The organism is Serratia sp. Z4 (assembly GCF_009900725.1).
Taxonomy (GTDB): domain Bacteria; phylum Pseudomonadota; class Gammaproteobacteria; order Enterobacterales; family Enterobacteriaceae; genus Serratia; species Serratia nematodiphila.
This window is the reverse complement of sequence record NZ_JAAABD010000004.1, coordinates 242,738-256,955: the sequence shown is the minus strand read 5'-3', so window position 1 is coordinate 256,955 and position 14,218 is coordinate 242,738. Positions and strand designations below refer to the sequence as shown.

The following is a 14,218-nucleotide window of genomic DNA, read 5'->3' as shown; positions in this document are numbered from 1 at the left end:
GGTCGCTGTGAAAAATTTTTCGATAAAAATAACCCGAATCGCGATCACTTTGATTCTTGTGCTGTTGGGCATCGCCGCGATATTCAAGGCCTGGGTGTTCTACACCGAGTCGCCGTGGACGCGTGATGCCAAGTTTACCGCCGATGTGGTGGCGATCGCCCCGGACGTCAGCGGCCTGCTGACCGACGTGCCGGTGGTGGATAACCAACTGGTGAAGAAAGGCCAGGTGCTGTTCGTGGTCGATCGGCCGCGTTATGAGCAGGCGCTGGCGGAAGCCGGCGCCGACGTCGCCTACTATCAGACGCTGGCGGCGGAAAAACGGCGCGAGGCCGGCCGCCGCGTGAAGCTGGGCGTGCAGGCGATGTCGCAGGAAGAGATTGACCAGTCGAACAACTCACTGCAGACCGTGCAGCACCAGCTGGCGAAGGCCATTGCGGCGCGCGAGCTGGCGCAGCTGGATCTGGAACGCACCACGGTGCGGGCGCCGGCCGATGGCTGGATCACCAACCTCAACGTCCATGCCGGCGAATACATCACCCGCGGCTCGGTGGCGGTGGCGCTGGTGAAGAAAGATTCCTTCTACATCCTGGCGTACCTGGAAGAAACCAAGCTGAATGGCCTGAATAAGGGCGACCGCGCGGAGATCACCCCGCTCGGCAGCAACCGCATCATGCACGGTACCGTCGACAGCGTGGCGGCGGCGGTGAACAACAGCAGCAGCACGGTGAACAACAAAGGGTTGGCCTCGATCGACAGCAACCTGGAGTGGGTGCGCCTGGCGCAGCGCGTGCCGGTGAAGATCCTGCTGGACGCCAAGGATCAACAGCATCCGTACCCGGCCGGCACCACCGCCACCGTGGTGATCGTCGGCAAGAACGATCGCAATGCCGACAGCGGCTCGCCTTTTGTGCGCCTGATGCACCGGCTGCGTGAGTTCGGCTAATGAGCAGCCCAACCTTTATCCGGCTGAGATTCGCCTTCAAACTCAGCTTCGCGATTGTGTTTGCGCTGTTCGTCGGCTTCCATCTCAATCTGGAAACCCCGCGCTGGTCGGCGATGACCGCCGCCATCGTCGCCGCCGGCCCGGCCTTTGCCGCCGGCGGCGAACCCTTCTCCGGCGCCATCCGCCACCGCGGCTGGCTGCGCATTATCGGCACCTTTATCGGTTGCTTCGTCGGCCTGATCATTATCATCACCACCGCCCGTGCGCCGGTGGTGATGCTGTTGCTGTGCTGCATCTGGGCCGGTTTCTGCACCTGGCTCTCTTCGCTTATCAAGGTGGAGAACTCCTATGCCTGGGGGCTGGCCGGGTATACCGCGCTGATCATCATCGTGACGGTCGCCACCAGCGAGTCTCATCTGCTGGAAGCGCCGCAGTTCGCCATCGAGCGTTGCAGCGAGATCGTGCTGGGGATCGTCAGCGCCGTGTTGGCGGATCTGCTGTTCTCGCCGCGTTCGATCAAACAGGACATCGATCGGGCGGTGGATCAACTGCTGGTGGCGCAATACCGCCTGATGCAGATGTGCATCAGCAATGCCGACAAAGAGGATATCGACCGCGCCTGGAGCAATCTGGTGAAGAGCACCACGGCGCTGGACGGCATGCGCAACAACCTGATGATGGAGTCCTCGCGCTGGCAGAAGGTCAACCGCCGGGTAAAAGCGCTGCATACCCTGTCGCTGACGCTGATCACCCAGGCCTGCGAAACCTATCTGATCTTGTTGAATCACCCGGACGCGCTGAAAGACAGCCTGCGTGAGCAGCTGATGGTCCCGGCGGAAACCCCGCTGGAGATCCACAAGCGCATGAAGCTGCTGCGCCAGGTGCTGACCACGCATCGTTCCGAGGAAACGCTGCCGACCCTCACCGGCTGGGTCGGCGCGGCGACGCGCTACCTGCTGCTGTCGAAAGGCGTGCACGCCAACTGCAGTATCAGCGCGGTGGAAGAGGGGGTGTTGAGCAACGAAACCGTGGTCAAGCCGACTTCGGCGGAAGGGCATCACGCGATGATCAACGGCCTGCGCACCTTTGTGGCGACGGCCTTCGGCAGCCTGCTGTGGCTGTGGACCGGCTGGACGTCCGGCAGCGGTTTTATGGTGATCATCGCGGTCATCACCTCGCTGGCGATGCGCACCCCGGCACCGCGCATGGTGGCGATGGATTTCGTGCTGGGCATGCTGGCGGCGATCCCGGTCGGCTCTCTGTTCTTCATGGTGATCCTGCCGGCGACGCAGCAGAGCATTTTGCTGCTGTGTCTTAGCCTCGGCCTGCTGGCGTTTTTCATCGGCATCGAGGTGCAGAAGCGGCGGCTCGGTTCGCTGGGGCTGCTGGCCGGGACCATCAACATTCTGGTGCTGAGCAACCCGATGGAGTTCAACGTCACCCAGTTTCTCGACGGGGCGCTGGGCCAGTTCCTCGGCAGCTGCGTTGGGCTGATGGTGCTGCTGTTGATCCGCGACAATTCGCGTGAACGCACCGGCCGCACGTTGCTCAACCAGTTCGTCAGCAGCGCGGTGTCGGCGCTGACCACCAAGGCGGCGCGTCGTCGGCAAAACCATCTGCCTGCGCTGTATCAGCAGCTTAACCAGCTGCTGATGATGTTCCCGAACGACATCGCCAAGTATCGTCTGGCGTTGAACCTGATCATTGCCCACCAGCGCATGCAGCGGGCGGAGATTCCGGTCAGCGAAGAGCTGTCGGCCTTCCACCGCCAGATCCGCAGCACCGCCGATCGGGTGGTCTCCGCCAAGAACGACGTCAAGCGCGCCTATTACTACGATCGCTTGCTGGGTGAAATGAACGAGTACCAGCAGAAGCTGGTGGACAATCAGGCGCCGCTCAGCGTCACCGGGCCGGTGAAACGCCTGGCCGACATGCTGCATCGCTATCGTCACGCCTTGATCGATTGATGCGTTCCCTCCTGTTGCGCCGCGTTGTGCGGCGCCTTCCCTGACTATACTGAAAGCAGCGCCTGGCATGGCGAGCCGTCTCATGTGAGGCGGCCCGTTTTCAGAGAGACTCCGAGTGCCAGAACGGCTGGAAAGTGGCATCATTGTCATGAGTGGATGAAACGCTTACCGCCGCGAAAACGTGACGTGCCGGTCATCTTAGTTTCATCCTGGTCGGCTATATACCTAACTAGCCTGGGGGAGCTGCGGCGCCTTCGGCGGCATAATTGCAGGGAATGTCATGAACAAGCGGATTCTGTTGGCGATTGTCATCGCCGTGGTCATCGCCGTCTTCAGCGCGCTGCGCGGCAACGAGCACCGTGCGATCGGCGGCAATGCAACGGGGGTACAAGCGCCGGCGGGGCAACAGCAGAGCATCGATCGGCTCACGCAGCAGCAAACGGTGGTGAGTTACCTGCAGCAGCATCAGCGGCTTCCGGGCTATTACGTCACCAAGAAGCAGGCGCGCGAGCAGGGCTGGGACCCGCGTTCAGGCAACCTCTGTGCAGTATTGCCGGGCAAGGCGATTGGCGGCGATCGATTCTCTAACCGTGAAGGGCAACTGCCGAGCGCCGGCGGCCGGGTCTGGCGCGAAGCGGACATCAATTACCAGTGTGGCCGGCGCGGCGCCGATCGCCTGCTGTATTCGAGCGACGGTCTGATCTTCGTCACGCGCGACCATTACAAAAACTTCATTCGTGTGGAGTGAGTTTGATGGCAAAAGTAGAGTTTGATTTTGAACAGATCCAGGATGTGCCGACCTTCTACCGCGATTTTGCGCACAAGTTTGCGCTGGACGAGGGATTCGGCGCCAACCTCGACGCGCTGTGGGACGTAGTGACCGGCGATATCGGTCTGCCGGTGGAAATCGAGTTCACTCACCTGAATGCCCGCAGCAAGCGTCGTTTCGGCGCGATCATTCTGCTGTTTGAAGAGGCGGAAGAAGAGCTGGAAGGCAGCCTGCGCTTCAATATCCGCGAAAGCAGCGGCGAACCGGCACATCACCGGGGATGAAACGGGTTCATCCCGGGATGGCGGCGGCGCTTAGTCGGCCGCTTCGGCCAGCTCGCGCAGGTATTGGAAGATCTGGCGGTAAGCCTTAGGCGGCTTGTTGGCGGCCTTCTCTTTCTGCGCGTTGCGCACCAGTGAACGCAGCTGTTGGCGATCGGCGGCCGGGTACAGATCCAGGATCGACGGAATGACGTCATCGCCTTCTTCGACCAGACGGTCGCGCAGCGCTTCCAGCTTGTGGAACAGCGAAACCTGCTGGTTGTGGCGGTTTTTCAGCTTGTCGAGCGCGGTCTGGATCGGCTCGATATCGCGGGCGCGCAGCATTTTACCGATCAGCTGCAGCTGACGGCGACGGCCCTCTTTTTTGATCTTCTGCGCCAGTTCGATGGCGGCACGCAAATCTTCATCCAACGGAATGCGATCCAGCGCGTTTTTGCCCAGATCGACCATTTCGGCCCCCAGGTCTTTCAGCGCTTCGGCATCACGTTTAATCTCACTTTTACTGACCCAGATAATCTCGTCATCGTCCTCGTTTTCATTCTCCGGGACATCGTCGAGCCAGTCTTCAGGCTGTTTGTTCATGGTAGGCTCCGTTAAAAAGAGGCTAATCCTAACAGGTTGCCGGCTTTATGCGAAATTCAACGCGGTTCCTGTTAGACTCAACGGCAGAGATCTCAGGATTTTTGCGCGCCGCTCCGCGTGCACAACTACGCCGCTCCGGCACTTTTCTCAACGATTTTCTGATTAATTATGGCAGATTGATGAAAGTAGTCACTCAAGTTGCAGAACAGCGCAAGGCGCTGGAACAGGCCGTTTCTCAGGCGCTGGAGCTGGCCCGCGCCGGTTCCGACGCGGCGGAAGTCGCGGTCACCAAATCGACCGGCATCAGCGTCAGCACCCGCTTCGGCGAAGTGGAAAACGTCGAGTTCAACAGCGATGGCGCGCTGGGCATTACCGTGTATCACCGCCAGCGCAAAGGCAGCGCCTCTTCCACCGATCTCAGCCCGGACGCCATCGCTCGCACCGTACAGGCGGCGCTGGACATCGCGCGCTATACCTCTGAGGATCCCTGCGCCGGCCCGGCGGAGAAAGATCTGCTGGCGTTCGAGGCGCCGGATCTCGATCTGTTCCACCCGACCGAGCTGGACGCCGAGCGCGGCATCGAGCTGGCGGCGCGCGCCGAGCAGGCTTCGCTGGCGGCGGACAAACGCATTACCAACACCGAAGGCGGCAGCTTCAACAGCCACTACGGCATCAAGGTGTTCGGCAACAGCCACGGCATGCTGCAAAGCTACTGTTCCAGCCGTCACTCGCTGTCCAGCTGCGTCATCGCAGAACAGGACGGCGACATGGAGCGGGATTACGCTTACACCATCGGCCGGGCGATGGGCGATCTGCACAGCCCCGAGTGGGTGGGGCAGGAGTGCGCCCGCCGCACGCTGGCGCGTCTCGCGCCGCGCAAACTGTCGACCATGAAGGCGCCGGTGCTGTTCGCCTCCGAGGTGGCCACCGGATTGTTCGGCCATCTGGTAGGCGCCATCAGCGGCAGCAGCGTTTATCGCAAATCTACCTTCCTGTTGGACTCGCTCGGCAAGCAGATCCTGCCGGCGTGGCTGACCGTCGAGGAGCATCCGCACCTGCTGAAAGGGCTGGCGTCGACGCCGTTCGACAGCGAGGGCGTGCGCACCCAGCGGCGCGATATCGTCAAGGATGGCGTGCTGCAAACCTGGCTGATGACCAGCTACTCGGCGCGCAAGCTGGGCCTGCACAGCACCGGCCATGCCGGCGGCATCCATAACTGGCGCATTGCCGGGCAGGGCGCAGACTTCGCCGGCATGCTGAAGCAGCTCGGTACCGGCCTGGTGGTCACCGAATTGATGGGCCAGGGCGTCAGCGGCGTCACCGGCGATTATTCTCGCGGCGCCGCCGGTTTTTGGGTGGAAAATGGCGAGATCCAGTACCCAGTCAGCGAGATCACCATCGCCGGCAACCTGAAAGACATGCTGCGCAACATCGTCAGCGTCGGCAGCGATATCGAAACCCGCAGCAATATCCAGTGCGGTTCGGTGCTGCTGCCGGAAATGAAGATCGCTGGCCAGTGATCCGCTGCGCGGCCGGCGCCCGCCGGCCGCGCATTATCCCGTCTCAACCTTGCTTACAAATCTCCGGTTTCGATTTTTCCCGGCCTTGCCTATGGTAACGGTGGGTTAATTACAACAATAACTGGAAGGTGAGCAAACATGCAGAATACCCTGAAAGCGTTGGCGGCGTTGACGCTGCTGGCAGCCAGTTCGCTGGCGGTCGCCGCCGATCTGGGCGACGATATGGACACCCTGGCGGAAAACTACAAAACGGTGCTGAATACCGACTCCGCCGCTACCCTCAAACAGAGCCTGCAGAACATGCGCGCCGCCGCGCAGGATGCCAAACAGGGCACCCCGCCGAAGCTGGAAGACAAAGCCGCCGACAGCCCGGAGATGAAAGATTTCCGCAGCGGGTTGGATACCCTGATCGGCCAGATCGATCAGGCGCTGGCGCTGGCCAATCAGGGCAAAGTCGCTGAAGCGAAGCAGCTGGCGCAAGGCTTCAAACAAACCCGCGACGCCAACCACAAGAAATTCCGCTAATCCGTCAACCGTCGCGCCCGTCTTCCGTCAAATAGGAGGAGGGCGCCTGCCCCAGCACGCGGCGGAACATGGTTGAAAACGCCGCGCTGCTGTCATATCCCATCTCCATCGCTACCTGCGTCACGCTGTGCCCTTCGGCCAGCAGCGCCAGCGCCAGCACCACGCAGGCGCGCTGGCGCCATTGCGAAAAAGGCAGGCCGGTCTGCGCGCGAAAGAAGCGGCTGAAGGTGCGAATGCTCATGTACAGACGCGGGGCCCACCGCTGCGCGGAGTCGTGGGCGTCGGGGTGTTGCAAAAAGGCGCGGCACAGCTCACCCAGCCGAGGATCGGCGGGCAGCGGGATGTGCAACGGTAAAGGTTGCAGCCGGGCCAGCTCGTGCAGCAGCAGCGCCGCCAGCGCGCCGTCGCGGCCCTGTTGTTCATACTCCAGCGGCATATCCACCGCCGCCATCAACAGCTGGCGCATCAGCGGCGTGACGCTGACCACCTGACATACCTGCGGGCGTTCGGCGGGTAACGCGCCGGGTTCGAGATACAGGCTGCGGGTGGTGACGCCGACCATCCGCACCGCGTGCGGCATCTGCGGCGGCAGCCACACCGCGTGCTGCGGCGGAACGACCCAATTACCTTGCTGCGTGAAAACGTGCATGACGCCGGTAGCGCCGTACAGCAACTGCGCGCGCCGGTGGCTGTGCATTGGCAGCAGGTGCCCCGGCGGATAATCGGTGCCGATGGCGATCACCGCGCGGGTTACGTGGTCGATGTCATCAATGCGGACGTTGCGCATGTGTTCCCTTTGGCGGGCAAATTGGCCGAAACGCAATGATAGTTGGCCTTTCATATAAAGCAAGCCAGCGACGGTCGCCCTACTATCGGGGCAGAAAAATAACGCTTGTTCGGGGCGCCGTTATTTTATCGGCCATGAAGCCCGTACAAGTCTTCACACCAGGGTGGGACGAAGGTTCTCGTTCTCGCAATACAAGAAGTTAATAAGGAATAAAGCGTCATTTTATTCCAACACCTGAAGCAATAGTTCTTAGCGCAGTTCAATGACTATAAGGTGATATTTCATGTATAAGTTCGGTGTGATTGGCGGCGGGGCCGCCGGCATCTCTTTTGCCTATAACTTTATAAAAAATAAGTCGGTTAATCATTGCAAAAGGCCGCTTTCCCTGACGGTTTTCGACAAGCAGGGATTTAAAGGCGGTATGGCATACAGCAGCGATTTTGACAGCCATATATTAAATATGACGCCGGAAAATATGTCGGCGGATATTTTCGACGAAGCGCACTTCGTTGATTGGATCGCCATGCATTTTCCGCAGTTTTGCCAGGATCGTTATCCGCCGCGCTGGCTGTATCGGGAATATCTCGATTTTATTCGCGACATGACGATATATATGGCGGCGGACAGTAACGTAGCGCTGAATTTCGTGACCGCCGAAGTGAATGCCATCGCGCCGCACGAAGCCGGCTATCGGCTGACCACCGCCTGCGGCGGCGCCGAGCAGATGAACGCGCTGGTGCTGTGTTCGGGGCACAACCCGCCGGAATGCCTTTACCCAGTGGATGGGGTGATCGCTTATCAGGCTCATCAGGATCTGCCGCCGATCAACCCTTATTCGAGCATCGGCGTGATCGGCTGCAGCCTGACGGCGATTGACGCCATCGTTGAACTGATGGAGCGGCTGGGAGCGACCGACATCTGCGCCCTGTCGCGCTCGGGCCTGTTCCCCAGCGTGCAGCCGGCGCTGATGCGTCCGCCGCCGGAGGCGTTTGTTGAGGCGCTGCGGCGCTTTGTCGCCGGCCGCGATTTTATTGACGCGCATCAGCTGGTGCATGCGATCAACGCCGCGCTGGCGCGCCACTATCCGGGGCCGGAGCGGCTGACGGTGCTCTCGGCGCTGGGGGAAAGGCGCGATTGCTACCGCGATCTGGCGGACAGCCTCGATCGCGCGCGCTTTGCCAGGGAGCATATCTGCAGCTATCTGGCGGCGATCCACCCGGCGGTGTGCGCCGCCTGGGTCAAGATGGATGCCAACAACCGGCAGGTCTTCATGCGCTTTTACAACTCCTCCTGGATGCGCAATCGGCACGCCATGCCGATCAAGAATGCCAACAAGATCGTGGCGGCGCTGGAGAGCCAACGCCTGCGCGCCTGCGGCGGCCTGGTGGATATCAGCAAGGCAACGGACGGGTTTATCCTTCGTTGCCATGAGACGCGGGTGCGCGCGCAGTATCTGTTCAACTGCACCACGCCTTCCTATCAACTGCCGCCCAACCGCCTGAGCCAGCAGCTGCTGCAAGACGGGCTGGTGCAAGAGAACCTGTTCGGTGGCGTGAAGTGCAACCCGCATACGCTGAAAATCGCCGACCGACGCGGCCGTGAGCAGCATCTCTACTCGCTCGGCGCGCCCGCCAAGGGCGATCTTTTTTATACCTCGGCGATGGAATCCATCACGCGGGATATCAGCAAAATCGTGTTCAACAACCCTATTTTCAACGCAAAGAAGGCTGAAGTATGAAAAACGTAGCGCTCTTTGTCGGCAACGACATTTTCTCCTGGCTGGTGTGTCAGGATCTGATCGCCGCCCTGAAAGGCGAGTGTGCTTTTACGGTGTATTTCCCCTTGGCGAAAAGCGGCGGCCGCACCCAGGAGCCGGCGGTTCGCCGCCTGGGGCTGTACGAGCGCGAGGTGCTGAACGATTTTGTATTCCCGTTCGTTGGCCGCAACGCCGCCGCCTGTGAGGGTGCCTATCAACCGCCGGCCCTGTTCCTGGCCGCCGCCGGGGTCAAAGCGCATCGCGTTCTCGACATCAATGACGCCACGTTTATCAGCAGCCTGGAGCATATGGACGCGGTGATCTCCCTGCGCTGCTATCAGAAATTCTCCGCCGACTATGTGCGCGCCTTCAGCCGACGCGGCAAGCTGCTGTGGAACCTGCACCCCGGCGACTTGCCGCGCTATCGCGGGGTGATGACGCTATTCCGCGCAATGATGAACGGTGACAAGGGCTGTGCGGTGACGCTGCATGAAATGGATGAGCACTGGGACGCCGGCCCGGTGCTCGCCCGTCTGCCCGCCGAGCTGCGTCACGATCTGTCGTTCCTGGAAAACATGATGTTGCTGGGCGTGCAAAGCGGCACCTTCCTGGCGCGCCAGCTCATGCGGGCGGAACGGCGCGAAGCGATAGCGGCGGAAAAGCAGGGTGATTCGCGCTATTGGGGCTTCCCGGACGCACAGACGCTGGCGCGGGCGGAACAGGCGGGCATTGAGCTGGTGGATCACGACGCCGTGCGCGATCAGTATCTGGGGCTGTTCGTCGGCGATCGTTTCCATCCGCTGGCGGGGCAGTTCTGCGCCGGGTTCGACGACTTCGTGCGGGCGCACGGCCATGATTGAAACGTTGATTGTACTGGGTGCCGGTTTTCTGACCGGCATCACCACCATTCTGTTCGGCTTCGGCGGCGGCTTTGTGGTGGTGCCTTTTGTCTATCACCTGATCTCCGCCTCGGGCGAGCAGCCCGGCCAGGCGATGCATATTGCTGTAGCGACCTCGACAGCGGTGATGATCCTCAACGCGAGTTATGCCACCCTGACCAACTGGCGCAGCGGCAACCTGCTGCGAGAAACCATCGTACCGCTGATCTTTTTCATCGGCATCGGCGCGGCGCTGGGCGCGTTCGCCTCCTCGCTGCTGGCGGACGGCGTGATCCGCTGGCTGTTTGTGGTCTATATGACGGTGACCATCGCCGACTGTCTGTTCCGCCGGGGCTTCCTGATCAAACCGGCGCGCGCCGAACTGTCTCCCGCCACGTTGTGGGGCGGCGGGCCGTTGATCGGCGGCATCGCCACGCTGCTGGGGGTGGGCGGCAGCGTGATGACCGTGCCGCTGCTGCGTCGCCATGGTTACGACATGAAATATTGCGTCAGCGCCGCCAACCCGCTGTCGATCCCGGTGGCGGTGATCGGGGCGCTGATGTATATCGTGTTGGGGTGGCGCGAGATGAGCGGGCCGCAGTATCTGGGTTACGTCAATCTGAACATTCTGGGGCTGCTGGTGGCGGCGGGGATTGCGGGGATCGTGTTTGCCAGGCGCTGTTTGCCGAAGGTGAGCGATGCGCTGCATGCCAAAATCTACGTGCTGCTGCTGATCGCCGTGCTGATCGCTATCTGCCTCTGAGACAGAAAGGGCGGCCGGATGCCGCCCTGAAAACCGCTTAACGGTGGTATTCGCCCGCCGCTTCCGGCTGGTACAGCAATTCCAGCACTTCAATCCGCGCTTCTTCACCGTTCGGCAATTGCCAGGAGATCTGCTTGCCGACGTGCATGCCGAGCAGCGCTGCGCCCAGCGGCGCCATCACCGACAGCTGATCGTGGCTGTCTTTCAGCGAAGCTGGGTAGACCAGCGTGCGCACATGCTCTTCATCGGTGTGCAGATCGCGAAAACGCACGCGGCTGTTCATGGTCACCACGTTGGCCGGCATTTTCTCCGGCGGCAGGATTTCCGCGCGATCCAACTCGTCGTTCAGCGCGGCGGCGACGTCGGTGTTGGCAAAGGCCGGTTGTTCCAATAGCGCATCCAGGCGTTCCGCATCCAGCTCATTAATAGTAATGATGGGTTTGGTCATTCCACTCTCCAGTCAAATCAAAGGGCGCCAGTCTGTGCGCCCATAAATTCGGAAAAACAACACAAAGCAACACCCCCGCGCCAGAGGAGCGGGGGTGTGGGTAATGTCGATTTGTCCCATTGATAGTAGGCGGTTGGGGCGAGAAAAGAAAGAGATCCCGATCACGAAGGCTTTTATCGTCAATCGAGGCAAAAAAAAACCGTTAGCCGGGTTATGTAATTGTTATCTCATTTACTTTTTCGCCGTAGCGCCGTTTTGCGAAATGGATCTCCGCGCGTCATTCGATTTCCACTTCGAACTGGAAAAAACCGGTCTCCACAGAAAATCTTACCGGGGGTAGGGTAAAGACATCACAGAAAGCGGGTTATTCAGGTGATGCGCTTTACGGCTTACTGATTAATGTGGGATCTAGGGGTACTGAAAAGTGAATGATGGATCTGCTTCGATAAAAGAAATTGAACAATCCGATATCAGCGAAGCCGGTGAGATCACCGCTCGGGTGCTGGCGGATATTACCGCTATGCTGAATGCTGAGAATATTTATACCAATGCGGTGCAGCAACAGATGCTGGAATCGCATATTCGCGCCATGGTGCTGCGCTCAATAACCGGTGAGCCGTTGCCGGAGGTGGATAAATCATTGTTCGACGAAATTTCCGCCGAGTCCATGCAAATGGCGGAGCGCGTGGTGGATCAGTTTGGCACATTGCCTATCGAAGAGGCCTATTTGCTGTCCGTGCACTTCGAAGTGGCGAAAGATAATAACGCATAGCGGTTAACGCATCGATTTCAATCAGGAGAATATACCATGGGTCAAATTACCGTAGTGATCGGCGATCGTTTGGGCAAAGGGCAAAAAGTCGGCCAGGGCGTTGAAAACGCAGGCGGAAAAGCGGTGGTCATCCCCGGCGTGGCGGCGGATATGAAGCTGGGCGACGTCATGAAAGCGGAAAACGCGCAGCTGGGCATCTCTTTTTGCGGCAGCGGCGGCGCCGGTGCGATTACCGCGCAAACCAAATACGGCTACAAAGCCAAATACGGCATGCGTTCGGTGGAAGAGGGCGTGACGGCAATTAACGAAGGCTGCAACGTGCTGGGTTTCGGCTTTATGGATAAAGAAGAGCTGGGCCAGAAACTGGTGGAAGCCTACGTCAAAAAACATGGCAACCCATAATGAAAGAGCAATATACCACATCGGTAAAGGTGGAGGGTAAAGGCGACAGCAAAGCGAAAGCTTTTGCTTCCGCCTTGGCTAATGTGCAGGGCGCGGTATTAAAGTCCACCAACAATATTCTGCTGCGCATCGAGCCGCAGGACGTCAGCGTAGTGAAGGCGGAAGAGAAAATAACTAAAGAGAAATTTCTTTTCTTCTTTTTGCCGCGTGAAAGAAAGAGCTATGCCGTTTCTCTGGAAATAACCGTGAACGTAACCATTATCAATACCGAGAAGGTTGTCTTCGTCACGAAATAAAAACGTTAGCATAAATGAAAGGGTATACTGATGTTTTTAATCATCTTATTTAAATCGATTATTATCGGTGGGCTGGTGGGGGTCGGCGTAGGGGCCGGCGCCGCACGCATGTTCCACGCACCGACAACACAGGGCATGGGAGCGTTTCGCACCCTGGGCGAGCTGAACTCCTGCGAGGGCGATCCGGCTTCCCACTTCTCATTCGGTCTGGGCTTCTTCTTCAACGCCTGGGCGTCTTCCGTGGCGGCGGGCTCCTTCACGCAGGACGTCGATCACCGCATCATCCCGCACTGGGGTGCGGCGGCCCTGATGGTCAAGAATCGCAATCTGGCGCAAACGCTGCACGATCCGAAAAAAATGGCTATCGCCTGCGGCATCATCGGCATGCTGGTGGTGGCCTTCCTCAATACCACCGCTTCCGCCGTGCCTGCCGCGCTGCAGGTTACCGCGATCAAGGTGCTGGTGCCGGCGGCCAACCTGCTGGTGAACACCGTGATGCCGGTGATCTTCTGGCTGGCGGCGATCGACGCCGGGCGCCGTTCCGGCTTCTGGGGCACCATCTTCGGCGGCCTGGCGCAGCTGATCATGGGCAACGCCGTACCGGGCCTGGTGCTGGGCATTCTGATCGGCAAGGGCGTGGAAGAGAGCGGCTGGAACAAGATCACCAAGATCATGATGGCGGTGATCGTGCTGCTGTTCGTGCTGAGCGGCTTCTTCCGCGGCTTCGACATGAAAGTTCTCGAGTCCTTCAGCCTCGGCGTGCCGGGCTGGCTGGACGCCATTCACAACACCCTGAGCGGTAAATAAGGAGCGGGATGATGGAAGAGCAAACCCAAAAAGGCTTCTGGTACGCCGACTGGTCATTCCCGATTTTTGTTGGCCTGCTGTCCTCCGGCGTGTTCGCCGGGACGCACATGTACTACCTGTACGGCATCGGCGCCTTTAACGAAGTGGCCTTCGTCTCCATGCTGCGGGCGGGGATGGATACCGGCGTGTACGGCGCGGTGGCGGCGTTCGGCGCCAGCTTCCTGTTCGCGCGCATCATCGAAGGCTCGCTGGTGGGCATCCTCGACATCGGCGGCGCGATCCAGACCGGCGTCGGGCTGGGCGTACCGGCGCTGCTGCTGGGGGCCGGCATCGTGTTCCCGGTCGCCAACTTCGCCGCGTCGCTGGCCACCGGTCTGATCATCGGCCTGGCGATCGGTTACGTGATCATCCTGGCGCGCAAATTCACCATCAATCAGAGCAACTCCACCTACGGCGCGGACGTGATGATGGGCGCGGGCAACTCGTCGGGCCGTTTCCTCGGGCCGTTGATCATCCTGTCGGCGATGATCGCTTCGATCCCGATCGGCATCGGTTCGCTGCTCGGCGCGCTGCTGTTCTATATCTGGGGCAAACCGATCACCGGCGGAGCGATCCTCGGCGCGATGATCCTGGGGGCGATCTTCCCGGTAGCCATTTCTTAAGAGGCCTGCGCCAGGCGCCGCCCGAGGCTGAGGTGGCGCCCGGGCTAACAGGAGCAATGC

17 protein-coding genes are annotated in these 14,218 nt (G+C 60.2%); 14 read left to right on the top strand and 3 right to left on the bottom strand.

The window, feature by feature from the left end:
• The first annotated feature begins 7 nt into the window (after positions 1-7).
• From aaeA to GT753_RS17115, 4 genes are all read left to right on the top strand, one after another.
• Complete coding sequence (gene aaeA, locus GT753_RS17130; RefSeq protein ID WP_004936954.1) at positions 8-943, top strand: p-hydroxybenzoic acid efflux pump subunit AaeA; 936 nt, start codon at positions 8-10, stop codon at positions 941-943.
• Positions 943-2,910, top strand: a complete 1,968-nt coding sequence (gene aaeB / locus GT753_RS17125; RefSeq protein WP_156866272.1) for a p-hydroxybenzoic acid efflux pump subunit AaeB — start codon at positions 943-945, stop codon at positions 2,908-2,910. Before aaeA ends, aaeB begins: the two co-directional genes overlap by 1 nt.
• 280 nt (positions 2,911-3,190) lie before the next feature.
• A complete protein-coding gene (locus GT753_RS17120) occupies positions 3,191-3,658 on the top strand; it encodes a ribonuclease (protein ID WP_160125787.1) in 468 nt (155 codons plus the stop codon).
• Positions 3,659-3,663: 5 nt separating this feature from the next.
• Positions 3,664-3,963: a barstar family protein gene (locus GT753_RS17115; RefSeq protein ID WP_004936963.1), complete on the top strand. Its 300-nt coding sequence runs from the start codon at positions 3,664-3,666 to the stop codon at positions 3,961-3,963.
• A 30-nt stretch (positions 3,964-3,993) separates the two neighbouring features.
• Here the strand turns inward: GT753_RS17115 and yjgA are convergent, their stop codons facing one another.
• Positions 3,994-4,542: a ribosome biogenesis factor YjgA gene (gene yjgA, locus GT753_RS17110; RefSeq protein WP_004936968.1), complete on the bottom strand. Its 549-nt coding sequence runs from the start codon at positions 4,540-4,542 to the stop codon at positions 3,994-3,996.
• Positions 4,543-4,721: 179 nt separating this feature from the next.
• Between yjgA and pmbA the strand changes: the two genes are divergently transcribed.
• Both pmbA and cybC read left to right on the top strand, forming a co-directional pair.
• Positions 4,722-6,062 carry a metalloprotease PmbA gene (gene pmbA, locus GT753_RS17105; protein WP_004936970.1) on the top strand — a complete coding sequence of 447 codons (1,341 nt, stop codon included), beginning with the start codon at positions 4,722-4,724 and terminating at the stop codon, positions 6,060-6,062.
• 138 nt (positions 6,063-6,200) lie between these two features.
• A complete protein-coding gene (gene cybC / locus GT753_RS17100) occupies positions 6,201-6,587 on the top strand; it encodes a cytochrome b562 (protein WP_015379185.1) in 387 nt (128 codons plus the stop codon).
• Positions 6,588-6,591: 4 nt separating this feature from the next.
• On the opposite strand, the gene GT753_RS17095 is transcribed toward cybC, so the two are convergent.
• The gene (locus GT753_RS17095; protein ID WP_004936980.1) at positions 6,592-7,374 is read right to left on the bottom strand and encodes a helix-turn-helix domain-containing protein; all 783 of its coding nucleotides are present in this window, start codon (positions 7,372-7,374) and stop codon (positions 6,592-6,594) included.
• A 283-nt stretch (positions 7,375-7,657) separates the two neighbouring features.
• Between GT753_RS17095 and GT753_RS17090 the strand changes: the two genes are divergently transcribed.
• Genes GT753_RS17090 through GT753_RS17080 form a run of 3 tightly spaced genes read left to right on the top strand, consistent with a single transcriptional unit; the run spans position 7,658 to position 10,771 of the window.
• Entirely contained in the window at positions 7,658-9,112 is a 1,455-nt protein-coding gene (locus GT753_RS17090) for an FAD/NAD(P)-binding protein (RefSeq protein WP_021505114.1), read from the top strand.
• A complete protein-coding gene (locus tag GT753_RS17085; RefSeq protein ID WP_015379183.1) occupies positions 9,109-9,990 on the top strand; it encodes a formyltransferase family protein in 882 nt (293 codons plus the stop codon). The genes GT753_RS17090 and GT753_RS17085 overlap by 4 nt, the downstream gene beginning before the upstream one ends.
• A complete protein-coding gene (locus GT753_RS17080; protein ID WP_015379182.1) occupies positions 9,983-10,771 on the top strand; it encodes a sulfite exporter TauE/SafE family protein in 789 nt (262 codons plus the stop codon). Before GT753_RS17085 ends, GT753_RS17080 begins: the two co-directional genes overlap by 8 nt.
• A 37-nt stretch (positions 10,772-10,808) precedes the next feature.
• On the opposite strand, the gene rnk is transcribed toward GT753_RS17080, so the two are convergent.
• The gene (gene rnk / locus GT753_RS17075) at positions 10,809-11,219 is read right to left on the bottom strand and encodes a nucleoside diphosphate kinase regulator (protein ID WP_004936993.1); all 411 of its coding nucleotides are present in this window, start codon (positions 11,217-11,219) and stop codon (positions 10,809-10,811) included.
• 445 nt (positions 11,220-11,664) lie between these two features.
• Here rnk and GT753_RS17070 point away from each other — a divergent pair, with 445 nt between their 5' ends.
• The 5 genes from GT753_RS17070 to GT753_RS17050 are packed head-to-tail and all read left to right on the top strand — an operon-like array spanning position 11,665 to position 14,158.
• Positions 11,665-11,991 carry a glycine dehydrogenase gene (locus tag GT753_RS17070; RefSeq protein ID WP_089192640.1) on the top strand — a complete coding sequence of 109 codons (327 nt, stop codon included), beginning with the start codon at positions 11,665-11,667 and terminating at the stop codon, positions 11,989-11,991.
• 36 nt (positions 11,992-12,027) lie between these two features.
• Positions 12,028-12,393 (top strand): glycine-rich SFCGS family protein, encoded by a 366-nt coding sequence (locus GT753_RS17065; RefSeq protein WP_004937000.1) that lies wholly within the window; start codon positions 12,028-12,030, stop codon positions 12,391-12,393.
• Positions 12,393-12,689, top strand: a complete 297-nt coding sequence (locus GT753_RS17060) for a DUF4312 family protein (RefSeq protein WP_004937003.1) — start codon at positions 12,393-12,395, stop codon at positions 12,687-12,689. Before GT753_RS17065 ends, GT753_RS17060 begins: the two co-directional genes overlap by 1 nt.
• A 30-nt stretch (positions 12,690-12,719) precedes the next feature.
• Positions 12,720-13,496, top strand: coding sequence for a DUF4311 domain-containing protein (locus tag GT753_RS17055; RefSeq protein ID WP_004937006.1), 777 nt, complete (start codon positions 12,720-12,722; stop codon positions 13,494-13,496).
• Positions 13,497-13,507: 11 nt separating this feature from the next.
• The gene (locus GT753_RS17050) at positions 13,508-14,158 is read left to right on the top strand and encodes a DUF4310 family protein (RefSeq protein ID WP_046687880.1); all 651 of its coding nucleotides are present in this window, start codon (positions 13,508-13,510) and stop codon (positions 14,156-14,158) included.
• Positions 14,159-14,218: the final 60 nt, after the last annotated feature.